Annotated in this window: 8 protein-coding genes; all 8 read left to right on the top strand. The window is 52.0% G+C overall.

Features of this window, described 5'->3' with window-relative positions; translation table 11 throughout:
* Window positions 1-243 precede the first annotated feature (243 nt).
* The 8 genes from ACQ9LF_RS07685 (at window position 244) to ACQ9LF_RS07650 (ending at window position 22931) form a co-directional block, all read left to right on the top strand.
* Window positions 244-6369, top strand: coding sequence for a lamin tail domain-containing protein (locus ACQ9LF_RS07685; protein WP_462488804.1), 6126 nt, complete (start codon window positions 244-246; stop codon window positions 6367-6369).
* Between the two features lie 301 nt (window positions 6370-6670).
* Window positions 6671-9091: a glycoside hydrolase family 31 protein gene (locus tag ACQ9LF_RS07680; protein WP_462488803.1), complete on the top strand. Its 2421-nt coding sequence runs from the start codon at window positions 6671-6673 to the stop codon at window positions 9089-9091.
* Window positions 9092-9340: 249 nt separating this feature from the next.
* Window positions 9341-12118: a beta-L-arabinofuranosidase domain-containing protein gene (locus tag ACQ9LF_RS07675; RefSeq protein WP_462488802.1), complete on the top strand. Its 2778-nt coding sequence runs from the start codon at window positions 9341-9343 to the stop codon at window positions 12116-12118.
* 361 nt (window positions 12119-12479) lie between these two features.
* On the top strand, window positions 12480-13445 hold the full coding sequence (locus ACQ9LF_RS07670; RefSeq protein WP_462488801.1) for an NAD-dependent epimerase/dehydratase family protein: 966 nt from the start codon (window positions 12480-12482) through the stop codon (window positions 13443-13445).
* 40 nt (window positions 13446-13485) lie between these two features.
* Window positions 13486-15441 (top strand): exosortase, encoded by a 1956-nt coding sequence (gene xrt / locus ACQ9LF_RS07665; RefSeq protein ID WP_462488800.1) that lies wholly within the window; start codon window positions 13486-13488, stop codon window positions 15439-15441.
* Entirely contained in the window at window positions 15438-17720 is a 2283-nt protein-coding gene (locus tag ACQ9LF_RS07660; RefSeq protein WP_462488799.1) for a polysaccharide biosynthesis tyrosine autokinase, read from the top strand. Before xrt ends, ACQ9LF_RS07660 begins: the two co-directional genes overlap by 4 nt.
* 122 nt (window positions 17721-17842) lie before the next feature.
* The gene (locus ACQ9LF_RS07655) at window positions 17843-19447 is read left to right on the top strand and encodes a sugar transferase (RefSeq protein ID WP_462488798.1); all 1605 of its coding nucleotides are present in this window, start codon (window positions 17843-17845) and stop codon (window positions 19445-19447) included.
* A 34-nt stretch (window positions 19448-19481) separates the two neighbouring features.
* Window positions 19482-22931, top strand: a complete 3450-nt coding sequence (locus ACQ9LF_RS07650; RefSeq protein WP_462488797.1) for a tetratricopeptide repeat protein — start codon at window positions 19482-19484, stop codon at window positions 22929-22931.
* Window positions 22932-22949: the final 18 nt, after the last annotated feature.

Here is a 22949-nt window from a genome sequence, read left to right as displayed (position 1 = left end):
TTAACAAGCAAAAAAAGTGCGTGGTTGATACTCTCGTGCTCAGTTGAAATGAGCTGGAAAATATAAAGCTGGATTCGGATGCATAACCCATAAATAATGGATGATCGTATTTGGGCGTGATTTTCCTGGTTTTGTGTTTTTCCGGTCAACTTCAGAGGTCATTTTGACGTATTCATGAGGGGGCATTTATCGAGATATAGTCCGGCAGGACAAATTCATTGTTTTCTGCACAGAGGAAAAAAGATGAATATGAATATCCATCGGCCGTTTTATCTTGCAGTTGTTACTTTATTGTTTTGTTATGTAACGGCCTGGGGCGGGTTATTTGAACCGCCGCTCCAAAACGCCAGCTTTGAAGATAACCCCCTCGCGCCGGGAGCTGTGACTTATACGTTCAACAACTGGCATGACATCAGCGGCTGGGTGGAATATACCACCGGCCCGGCCGGTAATGGCCTTCCTCTGACACCCTATGGCAATATCTGGGCGGGGTTTATAGGGAATGCCCCGAATCCCAATACGGGTTTAATTTACCAGCAGGTCGGGACCTGGTCGGAAAATATGGGGTGCGAAGTGATTTTTCTTTTTGGGAAACGAGCCGGCAAGGCGGCTTTCCCGATGCGAATTGCCCTCTGGGCTGGCGGCACCGTGGCCAGCGCTGCTGATGGCGTGTCACTGACGGCTATTGGGGCGACCATGATTGACAGTGTGATCATAACCCCCGATTTTGGCGGGCAGGATGTCGCAACCCTCGAAAGCCATGTTTTTTTGACTACAGGGACCGGCCGTTCAACAACGGATGCCTTATGGCTTGAATTTAAAAGCATGGGGACAATTGACAGCCAGATGTATATTGATCATGTCCAAATCAGGGCCGCGGTTCTTTGCAATACTCCCTTCCCGGCCAACGGCGCAGTCCGTGTCCGCCCGAGCCTCGAATTGAGCTGGCAGGAGCCTCCTCTGGAAAATGCGACTTATAATCTTTATTTTGGTCCTAATCCCGATGTTGCGTCCAATCCCACATGGACGAATGTTCATCCGCCGTTTAATCCCGGTATTCTGGATTATATGACTCCCTATTACTGGCGAGTCGATACGATTGTGGAAGGCACGATTATCAAGGGCGATGTCTGGACCTTTACCATCGGGGGCAAGACTTCAAATCCAACCCCCGCAAACGGGGCGATTAATCTGCCAATGACGGACAAGAATCTGACATGGACAGGCGACAGTTGGGCAACATCCTTCAAAGTGTATGCCGGCAGACAGTTTCCGCTGTCCTATCAGGGGGAAGTGACAACCCCGATGTATCCGAATTATCCGACTCCCTATGAATTGACGACCTATTATTGGCGTGTGGATGAATATGTTGATGGTCAGCTTGCTGTCGAGGGTGATGTCTGGCAGTTTTCCACGCGTCAACGCATGGATGTTTGTCCGGACGGGGATCTGAGCGGTGATTGTGTTGTCGGGCTGGCGGATCTTCTGCTGATGGCTGAGCAATGGCTGGATCCGTTTGGCTGCGATGGATTTCCCACTACCTGTGCGGACCTGGTCGGTCAGGATGGTGTGAATCTGTCGGATATGGCGGTGATTTCATCCAACTGGCAGCAGCGTGGGGAATCTACGATTGTCATCAATGAAATCCACTACAATCCGGACCTCAAAACCGATCTGGTTGAATTCATTGAATTGTATAATACCGGTCCGTTTGATGTGGATATTTCCGGCTGGCGTTTCTGTGACGGGGTGGATTATACCTTCCCGCAGGGCACGATTTTTCCGGCAGAAACCTATCTGGTGGTTGCTGAGGATCCGAGTCTGGCGTATAGTCCGGTGACCCTGACCCAGAAATACGGTACTCCGGCCCATCTGGTGATGGGGCCATTTTCGGGTTCGCTCAATAATGAAGGCGAAAATATAGAGTTATGCGACGCCAGGGGAAAGACTATTGATCGGGTCGATTATCAATTGGGCTTTCCCTGGCCGACGGTTGGCGATGCAGTGCCGGATGTGGCCCCCGGAGGAACTGGCCATTCGATCCAGCTGATTCATCCCAAGCTTGACAATAATCTGGCCGGAAGCTGGCGCAGCGCTTATCCAACCCCCGGGGATATGAACGTGGCTGTTTTTGCAGAGAATTGTCCCCCGCAGATTAGGCAAGTGGCCCATTTGCCCGAGCAGCCCAAAGGCGGGCAGGTTGTAACGATTACCGCCAGGGTAACGGATCCGGATGGCGTGGCTTCGGTCAATCTGCGTTATCAAGTGGTGAATCCGGGCAGCTATATCCCCATTACGCTGCCCAATCTCAATACCGCCACTCCGACGGTTCCGAATCCGGACTATGAAAACGCCGCCAACTGGACGACAGTGGCCATGCTCGATAACGGACAAAATGGGGATGTTGCGGCCGGGGATGATATTTATACCGTGCAGCTGCCCGCTTCGGTGCAGGTGCATCGGCGTCTGATTCGCTATCGCATTACGGTGACGGATAAGACCGGTTTGAGCCTGCGTGTTCCGTATGCCGATGACCCGCAGCCCAACTTTGCCTATTTTGTTTATGATGGGGTGCCCGCCTGGAGCGGTGCAATCAATCCGGGCGGCAGTGCTCCCCTGAATGTGGTGAAGGATTTCGATCCGGTTGTGATGCGGTCGCTGCCGGTCTATCATCTGATTGCGAGGGAAACGGATGTCCTGACCTGTCAGTATAATAGTTCCTGGGATGATACTCAGTATCATTTCGGCGGGACGCTGGTCTATGACGGCAAAGTCTATGACAACATTCACTACCGTATTCGCGGACAAGCCTCGACCTTCAATTGGGGGAAAAATAAATGGAAATTCGACTTTAACCGGGGTCATTACTTCCAGGCTCGGGATAACTATGGCAATCAATACGCCGAAAAATGGGACAAGATGAATGTCGGTATGGGCGGCTGTCCGTGGTGGCAGTATCCGCATCCCGGTACCTGGAATCAGGGGGCAGGCGGGCTGTTCCTGAATGAAACACTGGGCTATCGTCTCTACAACATGGCCGGCGTTCCCGCCAGCAATACCCATTATTTCCAGTTCCGCATTATCGATGCCGCAGAAGAAACCGGCTCTACACAATACGTTGGTGATTTCTGGGGGCTGTATCTGGCTATTGAAAATCCGGATGGTGCCTTTCTCGACGAACGTGGTCTGCCGGATGGCAATCTCTATCGCATGGACAGCGGCTATGATAAGAAAAATCAGGGTGCCACACAAGTCAAGGATAACTCGGATATCGCTTCCTTTGTGAGCGCTTCGACCGGATATAACAAGACCGAACCCTATCAACCCCTGTCCTGGTGGCAGGCCAATACCGATCTGAAGACCTATTACAGTTCCAAGGCGACAGGTATTGCGATTAATGATTCGGACCGAAGACCCGAAGCCAACTGCATCTATTACAGGAATCCTGTTCTGGGCAAGTGGGTGATGCTGCCCTGGGACCTTGATCTGACGTTCGAGTGGGGCACGCACTATACGGACTGGGAGCACTGGAAATATGTGCTCAGCTACACCGAAGCCAATATTGAGTATCAGAATCGATGCCGCGAGCTGCTGGATTTGCTGTTCAATCCCGAGCAGGTTGGTCAGGTGGTTGATGAAATCGCCGCCGTGATCAGCGATGCTGACCCAGCCAAATCGTTTATTGAGGCCGAACGTGCGATGTGGGATTATCATCCGCGCATCAGCAAGAAAGGGCTGTGGTATGCCAATAATGAATTCCTGACCAGTGCGTATGGAGGGACTCAGGACTGGGCGGGGATGCTGACCTATTATAAAACGGTTCTTTCTCCGACCGGGTACAACAACGGCTACAGCTATGGCGTCAAGGCATTAACTGCTGAGGCGATGGATGCTTCCATTCCGAATAAACCCACGGTGTCGTATATTGGTTCAGCCGGCTATCCGACCAATGATCTGCGGTTCCAGACGTCGGCTTTCAGCGATCCGCAGGGAGCGGGAACATTTGCTGCGATGAAATGGCGGATTGCCGAAGTGCGTCCCTTCAGCAAACAGCCGCTGCCGACCATTACCGCCGGGGGCGGGAGTACCGAACCGACCCCGATTACGCTGATTGCTCCGCAGATCAGCTGGAAATACTTCAAGGGGACTGCGGAGCCGTCCTGGCCGGTGGAAAGCTGGCGTGAGCCTGGCTTTAATGACAAGGACTGGGCGACGGGCCAGACCAGTATCGGCATGGGGGATAATGATGATAATACCATTTTAGCTGATATGCTTAAATCGTATTATACGGTGTACCTCAGAAATACCTTTGATATCTCTGATGTCAGCCGAATTCAAAACCTGACACTGCATGTGTATGTGGACGATGGCTGCATCATCTGGATTAATGGCACCGAAGTCAGCCGGCCGTATTGTCCGGATGGCTTTATCGCCTACAACCAGGCGATTGCCACCAATCATGAAGCAGCCAGCTATGAGACGGTCGTTTTGAAGGCCCCGTACACTTATCTGGTCAATGGGACCAATACGATTGCGGTTCAGGCCATTCAGTCCAGCCCCGCCAGCTCAGATTTTTCGATTGATGTCAGTCTGACAGCGGAACTGGCCCCACAGATTGGTCCTGATCCCTTCTATGAACCCTCTTATGCCTATCGCGTGACTCCGGGCAAGTATGAAATCGATGCTGTCTGGGAAAGCGATGAGCTGACTTCCTTCAGCAGCACGGTGGCCATCCCCGGCAGTGTTGTCAAGCCCGACCGGACTTACCGAGTCCGCTGCCGCATGAAAGACAACACCGGCCGCTGGAGCCATTGGTCCAATCCGGTGGAATTCGTCGCCGGGCAGCCCCTGGCCGGGGGAGTCCTTGATTCGCTCCGCATTACGGAATTGATGTATAATCCCGCACCGGATAGCGCTGGTGCTTATGACAGCCAGGAATACGAATTCATCGAGCTTAAAAACATCGGCTCGACTGCGATATCCCTGAGTACCGTTACCCTAAGCGACGGGATTAGCTTTGATTTTGCCACAGCTCCGGAAGGCTTGCGCATGCTGGGTGCAGGCCAGTATGTTCTGGTCGTTAAGAACAAGACTGCTTTTGAGTCTCGTTACGGCACGGGGGTTTCGGATCGGATAGCAGGTCAGTATTCAGGCAGGCTCTCCAACGCCGGTGAAACTCTGCTTGTTAGCGATTTCTGGAATGGTACCATTGTGCAGTTTGCCTTCAATGACGGCCTCGGCTGGCCGGCTGCTGCCGACGGCGGTGGGCACTCTCTGGTCGTTAAGGATTATGCCCTCGAAGATCAGCCCTTCGGAACGCTCAACTACGGCGGGAACTGGCGTGCCAGCACCTACCGTCATGGTTCTCCGGGCCAGGATGACCCCGCTGCCATTGTTGATGTTCGGCTCAATGAGGTGATTGCTCATACGGACTATTCAGATCCGGATCGCCCTGACTATGATTCCAATGACTATATCGAGCTGTTCAATGTGTCGGATTCCCCGGTTGCGATCAATGGTCACTGGTATCTGTCAGACGATATTGATCAGCTTAAAAAATGGCCGTTACCCGCATCGACGCTGGCTGCCGGCGGACGTATCGGCTACGATGAAGTCAGCGGTTTCCACAATCCCATTACCCAGGGCTTTGGTCTGGATAAGGCCGGCGAGCAGGTCTTCCTGTCCTATCTGCCCGGCACCAGCCAGGACCGCATTGTCGATTGCATCCGCTTTAAAGGGCAGGAAAATGGCGTTTCGCTGGGTCGTTATCCCGATGGTGGCGATTACTGGTTTACTATGCCGCCATCCCGACAGGCTGCCAATCAGACTCCCATTCAGGATGTGAAGATTTCAGAGCTGATGTATCATCCGCTGGAAGGTTCGACTCACGAAGAATACATTGAACTGTATAACCCTACGGGTGCATCGATCCTGCTGGCCAATGCAGACGGCTCCTGGCGGCTGGACAATGCTGTGTCGTACGTCTTTCCGGCCGGAGTATCGCTGGCTGCCGGCCATCGGCTGCTTGTGGTTCCCTTTGATCCGGCGGATTCCGTCCGTCTGGAAGCCTTTAAGACGGCTTATGGTACAACCTCGCTGACGCCCGGAGTAAACATTTTTGGGCCGTATGAGGGGGCGTTGTCCAATGGCGGCGAACGGTTGGCTCTCGAACGGCCGCAGGCGCCCGATGCGATCGGAGATCCGGTTTCCTGGGTTCAGGTGGATGAAATCTACTATGGCACGTATTCCCCCTGGCCGGTTCAGGCCGACGGTCTGGGCAAGTCGCTGGAACGGGTGTCTTGGAATTCTGCTGCAAGCGGTAACGATCCGCACAGCTGGCATGCTGCTGCCCCGTCTCCGGGGTATTAATACAGCCCTGGATTCAAAATCGGAATCCTATGTACTCTTTACCTGTTTACGCAGTGCAGTGACAGAGGGGATGCGTAGAGTGTTGATGTGTGTCCGTTTGGCGATGTCATAGGGTAATGAAAGCCGGGGCGGTTTCCCGGGTTTGTCCCCGGGAGGGCTTGTTTTGCAACAGAACCCATTCGACCCATCCGCCTGGAGTATCCTGATTTGCCATGCGATTTTTTTGGTTGCTCTTTGCTTGCGGTCAGTACTATAATATCCCTGAGTCAGATTTTGAGGAATAAGACCAAGGGAGACTGCCATGACCCAAAAAGGAAGTCGCATAGCGTGTTTCATCTACCTCCTGCTCAGTGTGTTTGTCTCTGTACCCACCCGTGCCCAGATGCCCGTCTATGCCCCGGATGAAAACACCCGCCTGCTGAATGAAATGATTGATATCAGTGCCGACTTTCGCAGCTTTGTCAACACTTATTACTGTGCCGACAAGCTTGTCGATTTCGATCCTGCCACCGGCCGGGGCAAACTCTGCTACCTGCGGCACGAGTACACCGCCCGGCAGGCCTTTGACAATATGCTGGGGGCCCTGAGTCCTGTTCAGGCCAACGAATTCCCCTCCATCGAATATGCCGCATCCCCTGAACTGCCCTTTGCGATTGAATTTATCTCGCCTCGTACCTTCCGTATCCGGGCCGTCTCCCGGTTTCAGGTCAAATCTGATGAACCGTCTTTGATGCTGGTCAACGGTACAGTCCAACAGGACCGCACCGGCTGGAAATACCAGACCGTCCAGGGGATGCACCGTTATACCAGCAGTTTCGGCTCTGTGACCCTTACGCCGTCTCCGTTTCATATCGAAGTACGCGATGCGCAGGGGCGAGTCCTGACCCATTCAATCCACATGCAGGATAGCAGCGAAACCTTTACTCCCTTGCTGCCGTTTTGCTTTGTACGCAGGGCGTCAGACTACTCTACCAGTTTTGCTGCCGTTTTTCGCCTGTCTGCCAATGAGAAAATATTCGGCTGCGGTGAATCCTTTACCGCGTTCAACAAACGGGGCCAGCGGGTGGTTCTCTATACCGATGATTCCAATGGCGTCCAGAACGAAACCATGTATAAACCTATTCCGTTTTACATGAGCAGCCGCGGTTACGGCGTCTTCATGCACACCTCTACCCCCATTACCTGTGATTTCGGCAAATACTACAATAGCGTGAATACCATGATGATTGGCGATGACCAACTGGACCTGTTTTTCTTTTTGGGGGCCCCCAAAGACATTCTCAGTGAATATACCGCCCTTACCGGCCGAGCCGCCATGCCTCCGCTGTGGTCGTTTGGTTTCTGGATGAGCCGGATCACTTATTTTTCCGAAAAAGAAGGCCGTACCGTCGCCCAGAAACTCCGCCAGAATCAGATTCCCAGCGACGTGATTCATTTTGATACCGGCTGGTTCGAGACCGACTGGCGGTGTGATTACCAGTTCTCCCCCTCCCGTTTTGAAAATCCGGCCCAAATGATCGCCGACCTCAAAGACCAGGGGTTGCGTGTCTGCCTGTGGCAATTGCCCTATTTTGTGCCCAAAAACTCTCTGTTTCCCGAAATTATCGAAAAAGGTCTGTTTGTCCGCGACCGCAAAGGCAACCTGCCGTACGAAGATGCGGTTTTGGATTTTTCTAATCCCGCAGCCATTCAGTGGTATCAGGATAAAATCGCCGGCCTGCTCAGGCAGGGCGTCAGCGTGATCAAGGTGGATTTCGGCGAAGCCGCACCTGCCAACGGCCTCTATGCATCCGGCAGAACCGGTTTTTATGAGCATAATTTGTATCCGCTGCGTTACAACAGGGCCGTCGCGGAAATTACCCAAAAAGTCACCGGTGACACCATCATCTGGGCCCGAAGTGCCTGGGCCGGAAGCCAGCGGTATCCTCTGCACTGGGGCGGGGATGCGGCCAATACCAATTCTGCGATGGCTTCCACACTTCGTGCCGGATTGTCGCTGGGCTTATGCGGTTTTTCATTCTGGTCCCATGACATGGGCGGATTTGTCAAAACGTCTCCCGAAGATATTTACCGCCGCTGGATGGCCTTCGGTATGCTTTGCTCCCATGCACGCAGCCATGGTGCTCCCCCCAAAGAGCCGTGGGAATACAGCGACGATTTCCTCAACACCTTCCGCAAAGCCGACCAGATGCGGTATCGGCTCATGCCCTATATCTATGCCCAGGCTAAAGACTGCAGCGAACGCGGCCTGCCCATGGTCAGGGCCTTGTTTGTCGAATACCCCAATGACCCCGGTTCATGGCTGGTCGATGACCAATATCTTTTCGGATCGGATATGCTGGTGGCGCCGCTTCTGGAAAACAGTCCCGCTCGCGATGTCTATTTGCCCCCGGGCAAATGGATTGACTACCAGAGCGGCAAAGTGTTTACCGCCGGCTGGAACCACATTGAAGCCGGCTCGGTTCCGGTGGTGATTCTGATTCGGGACGGAGCGGCTATCCCGCACATCAAACTGGCTCAATCGACGGCCTTTATGGACTGGTCTGCTCTGGAACTGGTAACTTACACCGCCGACAGCAAATCCGCCCAGGGCTTGGTCTGTCTGCCGTCAGATCAGAAACTGCATCGACTGGAATTGACCTCAGACGGCCAGCAGTTCCATCTGGTCTCCGATCCGCTGGCAGGTAAGGTCACCTGGACAATTCACGCTGCCGTGGAATAGAAAATCACCTTGCCGATAAGAAGAAAAAGCACATCGCATTTGTCTTGATTTGTGAAAAGCAGCGATGTATCCCAGAGCATACTTTCATAAATTACGTTATGCCCTGGAAATAATGAAACTTATTTGGGTTTGAACTCATCTGTTGACCTTAGATGCAATACAGTATAGTATAGCATAGCAGTGATGGTTTCTGGGTTATCTGGATGTGGTATAGCTATAAATTACAAATGATGATTTAAGGAGAACTCAATGAGACACGGTCCATTCCCCGCCAGCAGTTCATTTCTTGTGGCAAGCATGCTTTGGGTCAGTTGCATGGTGTATGCCGAATCCGCACCCGAATCACAATCTGCGGGAGCAGTCAATTTAGCCCTGGTTGCTGTGCCATCCAGCTCGTACGTATCGGGAGACACGTCTCTGGAGGCTCTCAATGACGGCTATGATCCAAGACGCTCCCTCGATAATCGTCGGGGCTCCTATGGCAACTGGAATCGCACCGGAACACAGTGGGTTCAATATGACTGGAGCCAGCCTGTCAGTGTCAATAAAATCGATGTGTACTGGTGGGCGGACCGCCAGGGTATTCGCGTGCCAAAAGCCTGTCGTCTGTTGTATTGGGATGGAAAGGCGTTTGTTCCCGTCCCCAACCCCTCCGGCCTGGGCGTCGAAGAAAACCGGTACAATACCACTACCTTTGACGAAGTTACCACCTCCAAGCTCAAGCTTGAAATGGATTCTGATGGCACGTTTTCGACCGGTATTTTGGAATGGAAAGTCTATGATTCCGGCAAATCTCCGGACTTTCCGCCCTCTGTTGAAGCGGGTGTTGACCGTGTGGTGGTTCTGGGCGGCAAGACTTATCTGTCCGGCCATGTCAAGACCCTGCAAGGCAAAGGCGGAGATGTGAAAGTCACCTGGTCCAAAATTTCCGGCCCCGGCACAGTGACCTTTGCAGATGCAGCCCGGACCGAAACGACGGCGGTCTTTTCAGACGTTGGCGACTATGTTCTCCAGTTGACGGCAGCCAGGGGGACGTTGTCTGCCTCTGATTCTTTAATGACCAAAGTGATTGCCCCTCCGCCGGCAACGCATCTGAGCCTGATTGATACCAGAGCTTATACGCTGGATAGCTCGCTATGGAACAGCCGGGCTAAGGCACTGATTGTCAATTGGATTCCTCATTGCATCGCTAAAATTTCCGACCCCGAAGTCAAAGAAGGCGGCATTAATAATTTTATCGACGCTGCCAACAAGCTGGCCGGCAAACCCGCCGGACCTCACCGCGGTTATGTTTTCTCCAATGCCTGGGTTTATAATACCATTGAGTCCATCTGTGTTGCTCTGATGGTGGATCCGCAGGGTGACAAGGAAATCATTGAGGCCCAGAAGGCGATGAAACAGACCCTCGAGGACTGGATTCCCAAGATTCTGGCTGCTCAAGAACCGGATGGTTATCTTCAGACGGCCTTTACTCTGAGCAATCGCAAACGCTGGTCGCCCGAATATCGCGGTGATCATGAAGGCTATGTCGCGGGTTATTTTCTGGAATGTGCCATTGCGCATTACATGCTGACCGAGAGGTCGGATGACCGGCTGTATCGAGCGGCCAAAAGGCTGGCGGATTGCTGGTACAATAACATTGGGCCGGCACCTAAAAAAGAATGGTATGACGGCCACCAGGAAATGGAGATTGCCCTGGTTCGTTTCGGTCGATTTGTGAATGACGTAGAAGGGAAAGGGGCCGGCGATAAATATATCCAACTGGCGAAATTCCTGCTGGATTGCCGCAAAGACGGCAGCGAATATGACCAGAGTCACCTGCCGGTGATTCAGCAGTACGAAGCCGTAGGCCATGCCGTGCGTGCCACGTATTCGTATGCTGCGATGTCGGATGTGGCCATGGAAACCGGCGATACCGATTACCAGAGTGCTGTGATGTCCTTGTGGGATAATATCGTCAATAAAAAATATTATGTGACCGGCGGCGTCGGAAGCGGAGAAACTTCGGAGGGCTATGGTCCCAATTATTCGCTGCCGCATAATGCCTATTGCGAATCCTGTTCCAGTTGCGGCGAGATTTTCTTCCAGCACAAACTGAACCTGGCTTATCATGATGCGCGATATGCCGACCTGTACGAAGAAACCCTGTATAATGCCTTGTTAGGCTCGATTGATCTGGAAGGCAAAAACTTCTATTATCAAAATCCGCTTGAGACTCGCGGTATGCGTTACCCCTGGCATGTCTGTCCGTGCTGTGTCGGCAATATCCCCCGCGTTTTGCTGATGCTTCCGACCTGGACGTATGTCAAGGATAAAGACAGTGTCTATGTGAACCTGTTTATCGGAAGCACGATGAAAGTGGGCGAGGTGGCAGGGACTGACGTTACGATGGTTCAGAAAACCGATTATCCCTGGAGCGGCGATGTGGCGATTACGGTCAATCCCGCCAAAGAATCCCAATTTGCTGTCAAAATTCGCGTCCCAAATCTTAGTGTCAGCGATTTGTATTCCAGCACCCCCGATGCGGATGGGATTGTGTCCATCAAAGTCAACGGCACACCCGTCACCCCGGCGATCGACAAAGGCTATGCGGCCATCGACAGAACCTGGAAAGCCGGCGACAAGATCGAACTGGTTCTGCCGATAAAAATCCAGCGTATCAAGGGGATTGACAAAATTGCCGCCACGCGAGGACGGGTTGCCCTGCGGGTTGGACCGCTGATTTACTGTGCCGAACGTGTGGATCAGGATATTACCAAAGTGCTTGATCCCAAATCGGAATTAACACTCCAGTGGCAGCCGGATTTGCTGGGCGGAGTGAATATCATCAAAGGCACATTTGCTGACCATTCGTCATTTCTGGCAATCCCGTACTACGCCCGCCAGAACCGCGATGAGCAGGCCGGTTCCAGTCGCGGCGAATTCGGCGGCCCGGATGCCGTGGGCGGCGGCAATACCGGAGTGCCTGACCCGCAGCGGCGCCGGGGTCGTTCAGGCGGTTCCACCGTCTGGCTCAAAGACCAGTAATCCCCAACGGGGATTGGTGTGTGGCAGCGTAAAAAACATAGCCTGGTCCATTGCTGGACCAGGCTGTTTTTTTGGGGGAAAAACAGGCACATTATAAAGGGGGGGGCTTTGGGAATAACACTGGATTGTTCCTAAAAAGAGTGTACAATTAGCCGATATATCCGATGGATGTTTGATGTCGCAAGGGAATATCAGCAGAATGCCTTCGGTATGGAATTGACCTCAGGCACGGAGGCTTGAGTTGCTTTCGCGGCATGATGAAGCAAGTAATTTGATCGTTGTCCTGCCTGACGGGGGAGGCTATTGCGGGGCAACTGAGAAATAGCAGCAGAAGTGAACATAAAATACGGCAGTAGGTGATATGAACATTCTCATTACAGGCGGTGCAGGTTTTATCGGGTCACATCTGGCAGAACATTTGCTGGAGCAGGGGCACTCGGTGATTGCCTTAGACAATCTCAGTACAGGCAGTCTGGGCAATATACGTCATTTGCTGAATCGCAAAGGGTTTAGTTTTGTGCAGGAGGATGTCCGCAACAGCCAGACGCTGCATGTGCTGGTGCCGCAGTGCGACAGTATTTTTCATCTGGCGGCAGCGGTGGGGGTTAAACTGATTGTCGAGCAGCCGGTTCATACGATTGAAACCAACATTCACGGTACTGAAGTCGTGCTGGCAGTAGCTAACAAATTCCGGAAGAAAGTGCTGATTGCCTCCACCAGCGAGGTTTATGGCAAAAGCGAAGCGATTCCCTTTTACGAAGATGATGATACAGTCCTGGGCAGTACGCGTTTTAGCCGGTGGTCATACGCCTGCAGCAAGGCGATTGATGAGTTTCTGGCGTTGGCGTATCACCAGCAATACGGGCTGGAGGCGGTGATAGTCCGGCTGTTTAATACGGTGGGACCTCGACAAACCGGACAATATGGAATGGTTGTGCCCAGATTTGTCGAAAAAGCCTTAAAAAATGAGCCGATTGAGATTTATGGTACCGGCCAGCAAAGCCGATGTTTCTGTTGTGTCTATGATGTGGTCCGCGCCCTGGGGCAATTGATGGCGAATCCGGATACGGCAGGGCGTGTATTTAATCTGGGAAGCGACCGGGAAATCACGATTGACCAGCTTGCGGATATGGTTATCGGACTGACTGGCAGCCGGAGTGAAAAAAAGTATCTTTCGTATGAGCAGGCATATGGCAAGCCATTTGACGATATGATACGTCGCGTGCCCGGCTTAAAGCGTATTCAGGAAGCGATTGGGTACCGGCCGGAGTTTGGTCTGGAACAGACGCTTGAGCTGATAATACAGGATATCAAGAGTCGGCTATAATTTTGGAGCATAATTGTCTAAGACCTACACAAATGAACAGGTGAAGGTAGTAATCCTTGTCGGCGGGAGGGATTTTGGTCGATGTCCGCTGGCAACGCGGATGAATCGTGCTCTTTGGCCAATAATCGACAAGCCTGCTCTTCAATATATGATTGAAGCGATTTTCCTGCAGGGATTTCGTCGATTTGTAATTTGCTGCGATGAACAGGGGCAGGACATCCAAAATGCGGTGAACCTGCCTGCGATGCTGGAGGTAGAATATCAATCTGAGACTTTGCCCAGAGGGACGGCGGGATGTTTAAAGGATGTGTTCCGGGAAGGTCAGGATGAGCTTTTGATCGTATTGCAAACCATGTTTATTCCTGCTCCCAACATTCACGATTTAATAGCTCAACATTGTGCTCGCGATTCCGAGATGACTGTATTTTTTTATCCAAAGGAAGATGGTCAATCTCCAGGCAGGTCGGCTCCGCTTTATCTGTGTGAGAAGTCCATTGTGGACTTTATTCCAGAGACAGGCTATTGCGATTTGAAAGAAGGCCTGATTCCGCAACTTGTTCGGGCAGGCAGGGCCATTGGTGTGGGATTGCTGGATGTTTCGTATCGGAGTTATCGAAATTGGCGGGATTATGTTGATGTTGTGAGTCAATTTATTTCCCAGCCGGTCATAGGGGGGCAATCAGCACCCGATAAAGCCGGTGAGGACGGGTCGGGAGTGCGGATAGGTGAAAATGTCAGGATTTCACCGACGAGTCGAATCATCGGTCCGGTTGTTGTAGGCGATAATGTTTGTATTGAAGATCATGCAGTCATTATTGGGCCGGCCGTGGTAAGTCGGCAAAGCAAGATTGGCGAGGGTGCCGTAATCGATCAGAGTGTGATCTGGGACGGTGCTCAAATTGGACCGGGTTGTCTGATTGAAAGGAGTCTTGTGGATTCGAATAAGGTTGTCAAATCGGACTCTTTATGTCAGGAAAAGCTGCTTGTCCAGGAAGAGGGATGGTCGGGGCGTCTGATGAACTGGTGTGCAGGTCAGATGAATCGATTCAGTTGGCAAAGGCATAAGCCGAAAAAGACTTTGGCTGAGTATCTTGCGGTTCCCCAGGGCAAGACTGCACTCATAGCCGGCACGATTGCTTTGGTGTGCTGTCTGCTGGGTGCGTATGCGGTTCCGACGTTTCTGGATTTGTGGAAAATATGGGTTAGCAGTGATGAGTATTCCAGCGGGATGCTGGTTCCGATATTGGCAGTGGTAGTGGTGTGGATGCGACGCAAACGTGTGCTCAACAGCGGATTCTATCCGGCGATCTGGTCAGGCGTCGGCTTGCTGCTGTTTGCTCAGGGCCTGCGGTTTTTTGGCCTGTATTATATGTTTGGCTCTTTGGAAAATATGTCGATGATTTTGACGGTGATTGCCCTGTGTCTGCTGATTTTAGGATACCGAGTGATGCTGCGGATAGGGTCTGTCCTGCTGTTTTTGTTTTTGATGCTGCCGCTGCCGAACCGGGTTCAGAATTATGTGGCTGAACCCCTGCAGCAATGGGCGACGGCATCGGCGGTATTTGTGCTGGAGACAGTTGGATTCAGTGTCATCCGTGAGGGCAATGTGATTAATCTGAATGGAACGATGGTTGCGGTAGCCGAGGCATGCAATGGGCTTCGGATGCTGACGGCATTTATTGTGGTCTCGGCCCTGGTGGTCTTGATTTCGGAACGGCCTTGTGTTCAAAAAATCATTTTGCTGGTATCGAGCATTCCCATTGCACTGCTATGCAACACGCTGCGGCTTGCGGTAACCTCGATTGCCTTTACGATGATTACCAGTGAGCGGTGGGAAAAAGCGTTTCATGATTACGGCGGACTGGCGATGATGCCGGTGGCACTGTGTATTGCGATTAGTGAGCTATGGCTGCTGTCGAAGCTGTTTTATGAGCAGCGGCTGATTGAGCAGCCGGTTTCTGATATGGTCTATAGAAAATCAAAGGATTCCTTATGAATGATAATCAAGCCAGGCAGGATTTAGAGTTCGGCAATCAGCAGATTGTCCAGTATGAAAGCGGAGCCGAAACGTATCCGCCGCCTATGGAGGCGGGATTTGATATTGCGGGGATGCTTAAGCGGCGTTGGCTGCTGATTGTGCTGATTCTGCTGCCGGTGTCGGGCGGCGGGCTGGCGGGGGCGCTGCGGTTTGTCGGTAAGCAGTACAAGACGCAGGCGGCTATTGAGATTGCTCCGATTATCCCGGCGATTCTGTATAAAAATGCCGACTCCGAGCGACCGCTTCCGAATTATGATGCCTTCAAAAACACCCAGGCGGTGGTGATGTCCAGCGATGTCGTTTTGAATCGTGTGGCGGATGAACTGTACAATCAGGGGCTAAAGTTTTTTGAAGGTGTTACTGACCCTCGCATGCGGCTGCGTGAGGCGGTGGCAAATGGGGAAATCATTATCCAGCCTCAAAAAAACAGTAACTTGATTTTGCTGGAAATGTCCAGCCCGGCAGAGTATTACCACGAATCGGAGAAAATTCTCAATTCGATTATTCAGAATTATAAAACCATTGCCGTCAGTTCGGAAAAAGAAGGTGAAGATACCAAGCTGGGCAACCTGGAACAGGAACGCAAGAATCTGCAAATCAAGATGGACAGCCAGCGGGAGACCATTCGCCGGCTGGTGGACGAATTTGGTTCCGGGGAATTAACTCCGCGTCAGCAGATGATGTTTGAGCAGGTGGCCAGTCTTCAAAAAGAATTGATTACGATCAATATTCGCAAGATGGCACTGGAAAGCCAGATTGCCATCCACAAAAATAGTGAGCCGAATGAGCCATTGTCTTATGAACTGATCAGCCGCAAGTCGGCGATTATCCAGTCTGACCCTGCCATTCAGGCTCTGGCAACGGATATTCGACGGTATGAAGAATTAGTCAATGCCGGTCAGCAGAATATGGTGGATACCCACCCGGAAATGCGGCGTCGGCGTGAGATGCTGCGGACACTGCAGCAGCGATATGATGAAAAGCTTAAGGAAGTCTCCTTGCAGGTGGAGGCGAATCTGCAGATGGAACAGGCCCGTTCCCAGCAACGCAAACTCTCGGAACTGGAAAACGAACTGATCCAGATGACCGAATATGAAAAGAAGCTGACTGACAAGATCAATGAACAGGATTTGGCCACGATCAATCTGGGACGGCGGCAGTTTAATATTGATGATGAGAAAGAACAGCTCGAGCAGACCAAGACGCGGTATAATGAAGTGGTTCGTCGTATTGAGGAACTGGTTATTGAAAGCAAACGTCCGGCGCGGATTTCCATCGCATTTCAGGCCAACAGTATTCCGGTTGAAGGCAAACTGAAGAAAATCGTGGCGGCTTCGTTGTTTGCTGGTTTTGCTCTGAGTTTTGGTCTGGCGTTTCTGCTGGAGAAGGCTGATAAGCGTCTGCATGCACCGGAAGAAGTGCCCCGTCGAATTGGGGTTCGGATTATCGGGACGACAACCTGTCCGAGAGAAATAGATCGCAAATTGCTGGGCCAGCAACTGGTGGATGACTTCCAGGCGATTCGGGCCAACCTGAGCCTGATGAGCGAAGAGGCACATAAAATCATTGTTGTCAGCAGTGCCGGCAAGGGCGACGGCAAGACGACGTTTTCGATTAATCTTGCCACCAGCTTTGCCCATGCTGGTCAGCGTACCCTTCTGATTGACGGTGACCTTCGCAAGCCGGACATTGCCTATAAGCTGGATTTGCCCGAGCATAATCGCGGACTTCAGGACTATCTATTTGGGGCAGACATTCATAAAGTGCTGACGAGTCTTAACGGGGATGGCCTGTCGATCCTGGCGGCGGATGAGCGAAATGCGACGGATGCCGCGGATCTGCTCAGTCAGAAATCCACGATTCAGCGGATTCGGGATCTGGCTAATCATTTTGATGTGGTGATCATTGATACGCCGCCGGTACTGGCCTTTGCCGATGCACTGCTGTGGGGCAAGATGGCCGACGGCATCGTGCTGGTGAGCTTTGTGGGCAGGACCTCGCATCCGGAGATACGGCAGGCCATTGAGCGGATCAATCTGGCAGGCATTCGTGTTCTGGGGACTGTGGTGAATAATGTCAAGCTGCACCAGAACTACCGTCGTTATGGTTACGGTTACGGCTACGGGTATGGCTATCATCAGCGTCCGGAAGCCAAACGGAAGCCGAAAAAGGAACAGTCAGATTTTCTGCTGCTGTCTCATGCGGCGGAGAAATCGCACGATGAGAAACCGGCATAATCAGGACTCGATATGCTCCCTATACGAGTCATTTCACGAGTCAAAGAAGCGAGTGATTCAAGATGCTGGATTTCGCTGCCCCGAAACAAACATTGTTATGATCAGGATGGAAGTCTGAGTCTATGCAGCTATTGATATTCCCTGAGATGTATGGGAGTGCAGGCAGGTTGAGGCTATGGAATCGGCTGGCTGCTGATGTGCCGGGCCGAGACAACCTGTGGACGGTTTTTTTGGCCAGGCAAACTCGCCGGGAATGGGGACCGACGAAACTCCTGATCCCCTTTTTGCAGGGAGATAAACGCGCAGCCGTACCTGGTGTGTTTGGCGGGCGAATTGCGACAAATCTGGATGGGGCCCCATCTGGTTCAAATTATCTGCTGATTCATAATGCCCGGTTTTTGACGACCCTGTCGTCGGAGGTATTTGATACCATCGCCGGAGGTATCGATGCTGATGTGATTACCATTCAGGCGGCGGAGGAATTGTCGGCATTTTATGAGACGGCTCGTCTGACGGACAAAGGGTATCTGGCCGGTGTCAGCAGACCCTATTATGATGGAATTGAACCCCGAATTGAGGCGCCAAGACAGCCGCATCATCTTCTGATTCATCGGCGGCTGCTGGCCCAAGAGCCATCCCTGGCTCAAATGTCCGATATGGAAACCTGGCTTCAACATGCCGGTCAAGCCGGGGCCAAATGTCTTCATTTCAGTGCGGCCGGGACGTCATGTGATCTGGACAGCGAAGAAGGGCTGCTGACGTTGTTATCGGATGAGGCTTTTGAGGAATGTGAGGTCCCCCAGCGGAAGGATTTGCCTGAATCCATCCGTGCGGCCGGAACCATACTGTTGGGACAGCATGTGAACGTCGATCCCGATGTGATTTTGACAGGCCCTGTCATTCTATGTGATGGTGTGACAATTCACGCGGGGGCAATTGTCAAGAACGCAGTAATCGGACCTGGTGTAAAGATTGCGTCGGGTACGGTGATTCGAAATCGAGTCGTCTGGACACAGCAGGACTGTGCATCCCAGTCAGGTCTTTTGGCAGCGTCGTCATATCCCTTCAAAGCAGCTGATGATGTCCAGTCCTTTCGGCGGTGGCCGGTTTTGTCTTATGCACGGGGCCTGAAGCGTATTGCCGATATTGTGTTTTCGCTGGTGGTTTTGATTTTATCGACGCCTATTTTTTTGATTGTGGCGGCTGTGATTAAATTGACTTCGCCGGGACCTGTATTTTATCCGGCCCGTCGGCAGGGGCAGTATGGGGTTGAGTTTAATTGTCTTAAATTCAGAACGATGATTGTGCAGGCGGATGCTCTGCAGGAACGACTGCGGGTGGTGAACCAGGTGGATGGGCCTCAGTTCAAGATCGAAGATGACCCTCGGATTACGGGGATAGGCAAATTTTTGCGGGATACCTGTATTGACGAAATTCCCCAGTTTATCAATGTTTTATTGGGGCAGATGAGTGTGGTGGGGCCACGCCCGTCGCCGGAGCGTGAAAATCGGACTTGTCCGGCATGGCGGGATGCGCGTCTTTCAGTGCGTCCTGGGATTACGGGGTTATGGCAAATCAACCGAACCCGAAAAATCGGGATGGATTTTCAGGAGTGGGTGTATTATGATATGGAATATGTCCGCAATTTAAATTTATGGATGGATGTGCGGATTTGTGTACGAACGGTGCTGCACCTGCTGCATCAGTTCCTTAAACAATTTGGTTAATCGTTGTCCGAAGGATTGAAACAGGGAGAAAGCTATGGCTCGGCTGAAAGTCAATTGGACGCTGCTGATTGTATTGGTGTTGTCACTTGTGGTTTTGGGATTAACAGTCCTGGGACTGCGGGGATGGAACCGTAATTATCGTGCCAAGATCGGCAAGGAGAAGGGGCTTGCGGCCTTTGAACAGAAACAGTGGCCCGAAGCGGCTCAGTATCTGGGACAATACCTGGGGGTGCACCCGACTGATACGGACATGCTTCTCAAATATGCTCAGGCCCAGATGAACACTAAACCCGTCAAGCAGGCCAATCTCAATCAGGCAGTCAATGCATATCGTGCTATTTTGCGTCAGGGTGAAAATGTCGAGGCAGCCAAAAATCTGATTGGAATCTATTTGTGGATTGCCGGTCTGCCGGGGGAAGGCCAGCTTACCGCGGAACGATTTCTTGAAAAGCAGAATCATGCCGAAATTCGTCAGCTGCTGGCGGCCTGCTTGATTCAGCAAAAACAGTATGACAAGGCGATTGAACAGCTCAATCAGGTGCTCAAGGATGATCCGACACTGGTGTCTGCCTATGATTTGCTGGCTCAGGTTATCGAGCAGCAAAGCGGGAATGCAGCTCAGACCGAGCTTTATTTGACGCAGGCTATCGAGAAAAACCCGACATCCGCCGTTGCGTATATCCAGCGGGCCAATTATCGTATTCGTTCGGGCAAACCGCAGGAGGCCGCCGAGGATTTGACCCAGGCCGGCAAATGTGATCTGGATAAAACCGATGTTAAAATACTCCTTGCGGAGGCATGGCTTAAGGCAAATCAACCTGAACAAACCCAAGCAATTTTGCAAAATGTTCTCAGTAAAGAGCCTGCGAATATATCCGCCTGGCTGCTTCGGGCGCGGATGGTGCTGGCGGCCGGCAAGTCAGAACAGATGGTTGCAATTGCCGAAGAAGGACTCAAGGCCCTTGGTGAAGATGCGACGGACTTTTTGCCGATTGCTGCGGAGTTGTTTATTCAGGGACAGAAGACCGACCGGGCGAAAGACTGTGTGGACAAGCTTCGCCAGGCTCAGGTCAATGAAGTGGTTCTGGTTTATCTCGAAGGGGTGATTGCTGAGAAAGACAAAGACTGGGGGCTTGCAGCCAGATCGTTTCGCAAGGCCTATGAGCTGGGTCGTAAGGATGAAGACACTGCGATTCGTACCGCGAATGCTTTGGTTCAAAGCGGGGATATTCTGGCAGCTTCGACAATCATCAGTGCATATTTGAACACGCAAAGCGAATCCTTCCGGGCACAACTTCTGGCCGGCGATTTGATGGCCCGCCAGCGGCAATGGACTCTGGCGATGACTCATTTAAGAAAAGCCTTGCTGCTTAATCCCAAAAGTGCCGAGACCGGAGCACTGATTTTGCAAACGCGGCTTCAGCGACTGTCTTCGGCCTCTGTGTCGGATGATTCCTGGGATATGTTAATTAAAGATATCACTCAGATTCTCCAGCAGCAGGATTCATTGTCTATTCGCGCGATGCTGTTCCGTGCTGCATTGCAATCCGGAAACAAAGACCTGGCGGCGCAGCAGGCTGCCCATATCAAGCAGCATTTTCCAAATGACCCCCAGGCGACGATGATTGAGGCCGAGTATCTGATTGCGGAAAACAAAACAGCGGAAGCGGCTGAACTGCTTCGCAAGGCGACGGCAAGCATGCCTAATTGGGAGCTGACGCGGGTGCTGGTGCTGATTCAAATGCGGCAGGGGGATGTCGGCGGAGCCGTGGCAACGCTGGATGATTTTATTGCCAGGACCGATCAGCCCCAGGGCAAACTGGATGCGGCGATGGAGAAAATCAATATCCAGACTCTGACCGGCAAGCGTGAACAGGCATACGAAGCGTTGAAGACTCTGGCGAAGGAGAATCCAAATCAGATTTCGGTTCTTCGCAAGCTGCTGGATGCGGGAATGGCTACCGAAAAGCCCGAAACACTGCAGCAATGGATCGATCAGATTAAGCAGATTGAAGGTCAGCAGGGGCGGCAATGGCGGTATGAACAGGCTCGGCTGTGGTTTACCCGCTTTGAGAAACAGAAATACTATACTCAGATTGTGGATCTTTTAAGTGAGGTGCTCCGGTCCTATCCCGATGACCGTCAGTGTATTCTTCTGCTGGCGGCAACGCATGAGGCATCTGCCAACCGTCAGCTTGCCCTGAAATCGTATTTGGAAGCGTTAAGTCGAGATCCGGAGGATTTGAATACGGCGGTGGTAGTGATTGCAGCCCTGTATCGCAATAATGAATATCGTCAGGGCTACGAAATCCTGACGGGGCTGACCCGCAAAGGCTACCAGGATTCACGCCTCAAACAGCTTGAAATGGAATATTTCATGCGTCAGGGGCAGTTGACCTCGGTATCGGATATTCTGGAGAAAGAATTAGAGAAATCGCCGCAGGATCAGGATCGTCAGCTTGCTCTGGCGTTAGTGAAAATCCGTGAGCAGGATTATGTCAAGGCTGAGCAGTTGATTGACCAGCTTCTGGCCGGACAGCCGGAATCGATGCCGGCGCTGGCGGCGAAAGTCCAGCTTTATATGGCTCAGGCCCAGAATGATAAGGCACTTCAGTTATGTAATGATGTTGTGGCCAAATTGAATACCCCTGCATCCTATATTCTGAGGTGTCAGACTCTGATTGGCCTGGAACGCCTTGAGGAAGCCAAAAAAGATATTGAGCTGCTTCGTGAGTCGATGGCGGACCGGGAAAAAGCTCAAACCGAGCTGGTTTGTGCTCAGCTTTACAGTTCTGCGGGTGACCAGAAAAAGGCCCTTGAAGGGATTCAGGCCGCTCTTCGAGAAGGGATGGACAAGTCGGAGGTTCAACGTTCTGCGGCGATGGCGATTAGTGTGGTGTTGCAGCGGATTGATATTAAAAAGGATGCTGCCATTGCCAAACAGGCCGAGCAGATGCTTAATGATTTATTGAATAAAGATGACCAGAACGTGCAGGCGGTATTTACCCTGGCGATGCTGTATCATGGGCAGGATTATATTGACCAGGCTGCCAAGATGTATGAACGGACGCTGGCCCTGGACCCGACCCAGGCGATTGCCGCCAATAATCTGGCGTGGATTCTGTGTCAGCATCAGAAAAAGCCGGAAAAGGCGCTGGAACTGGCCAATAAAGTCCTTCAGATTACCCCGAACTATGCAGACCTTGTGGATACGCGCGGGGTAATCTATATGACGCTGGGAGATTACCAGAAAGCAACGGAGGACTTTTTACGAAGCACAAAACTCTATACCGAAATGACACGAGTTAAGCCGGAGCTGACCGCCAGTACGTTCCGCCTTGGAAAATGTTATGCCAAATTAAACAAGGTTAAGGAGGCTCGCCAAGAGCTGCTCAAGGCTAAAGAATTGTCTCAAAAGCTGGGCGGATTGAGTTCGCAGGAACAGACAGAGCTGGATAGCATTCTGTCAGGGCTGCCGCAGTAATTTGCGGCAACGTTTGAC

Source organism: Anaeroglomus insulsum, from assembly GCF_050689095.1.
In the GTDB taxonomy this organism is placed as follows: domain Bacteria; phylum Planctomycetota; class Phycisphaerae; order Sedimentisphaerales; family Anaerohalosphaeraceae; genus Anaeroglomus; species Anaeroglomus insulsum.
The sequence above is the reverse complement of the archived record's forward strand: the minus strand, read 5'-3'. Positions and strand labels throughout refer to the sequence as shown.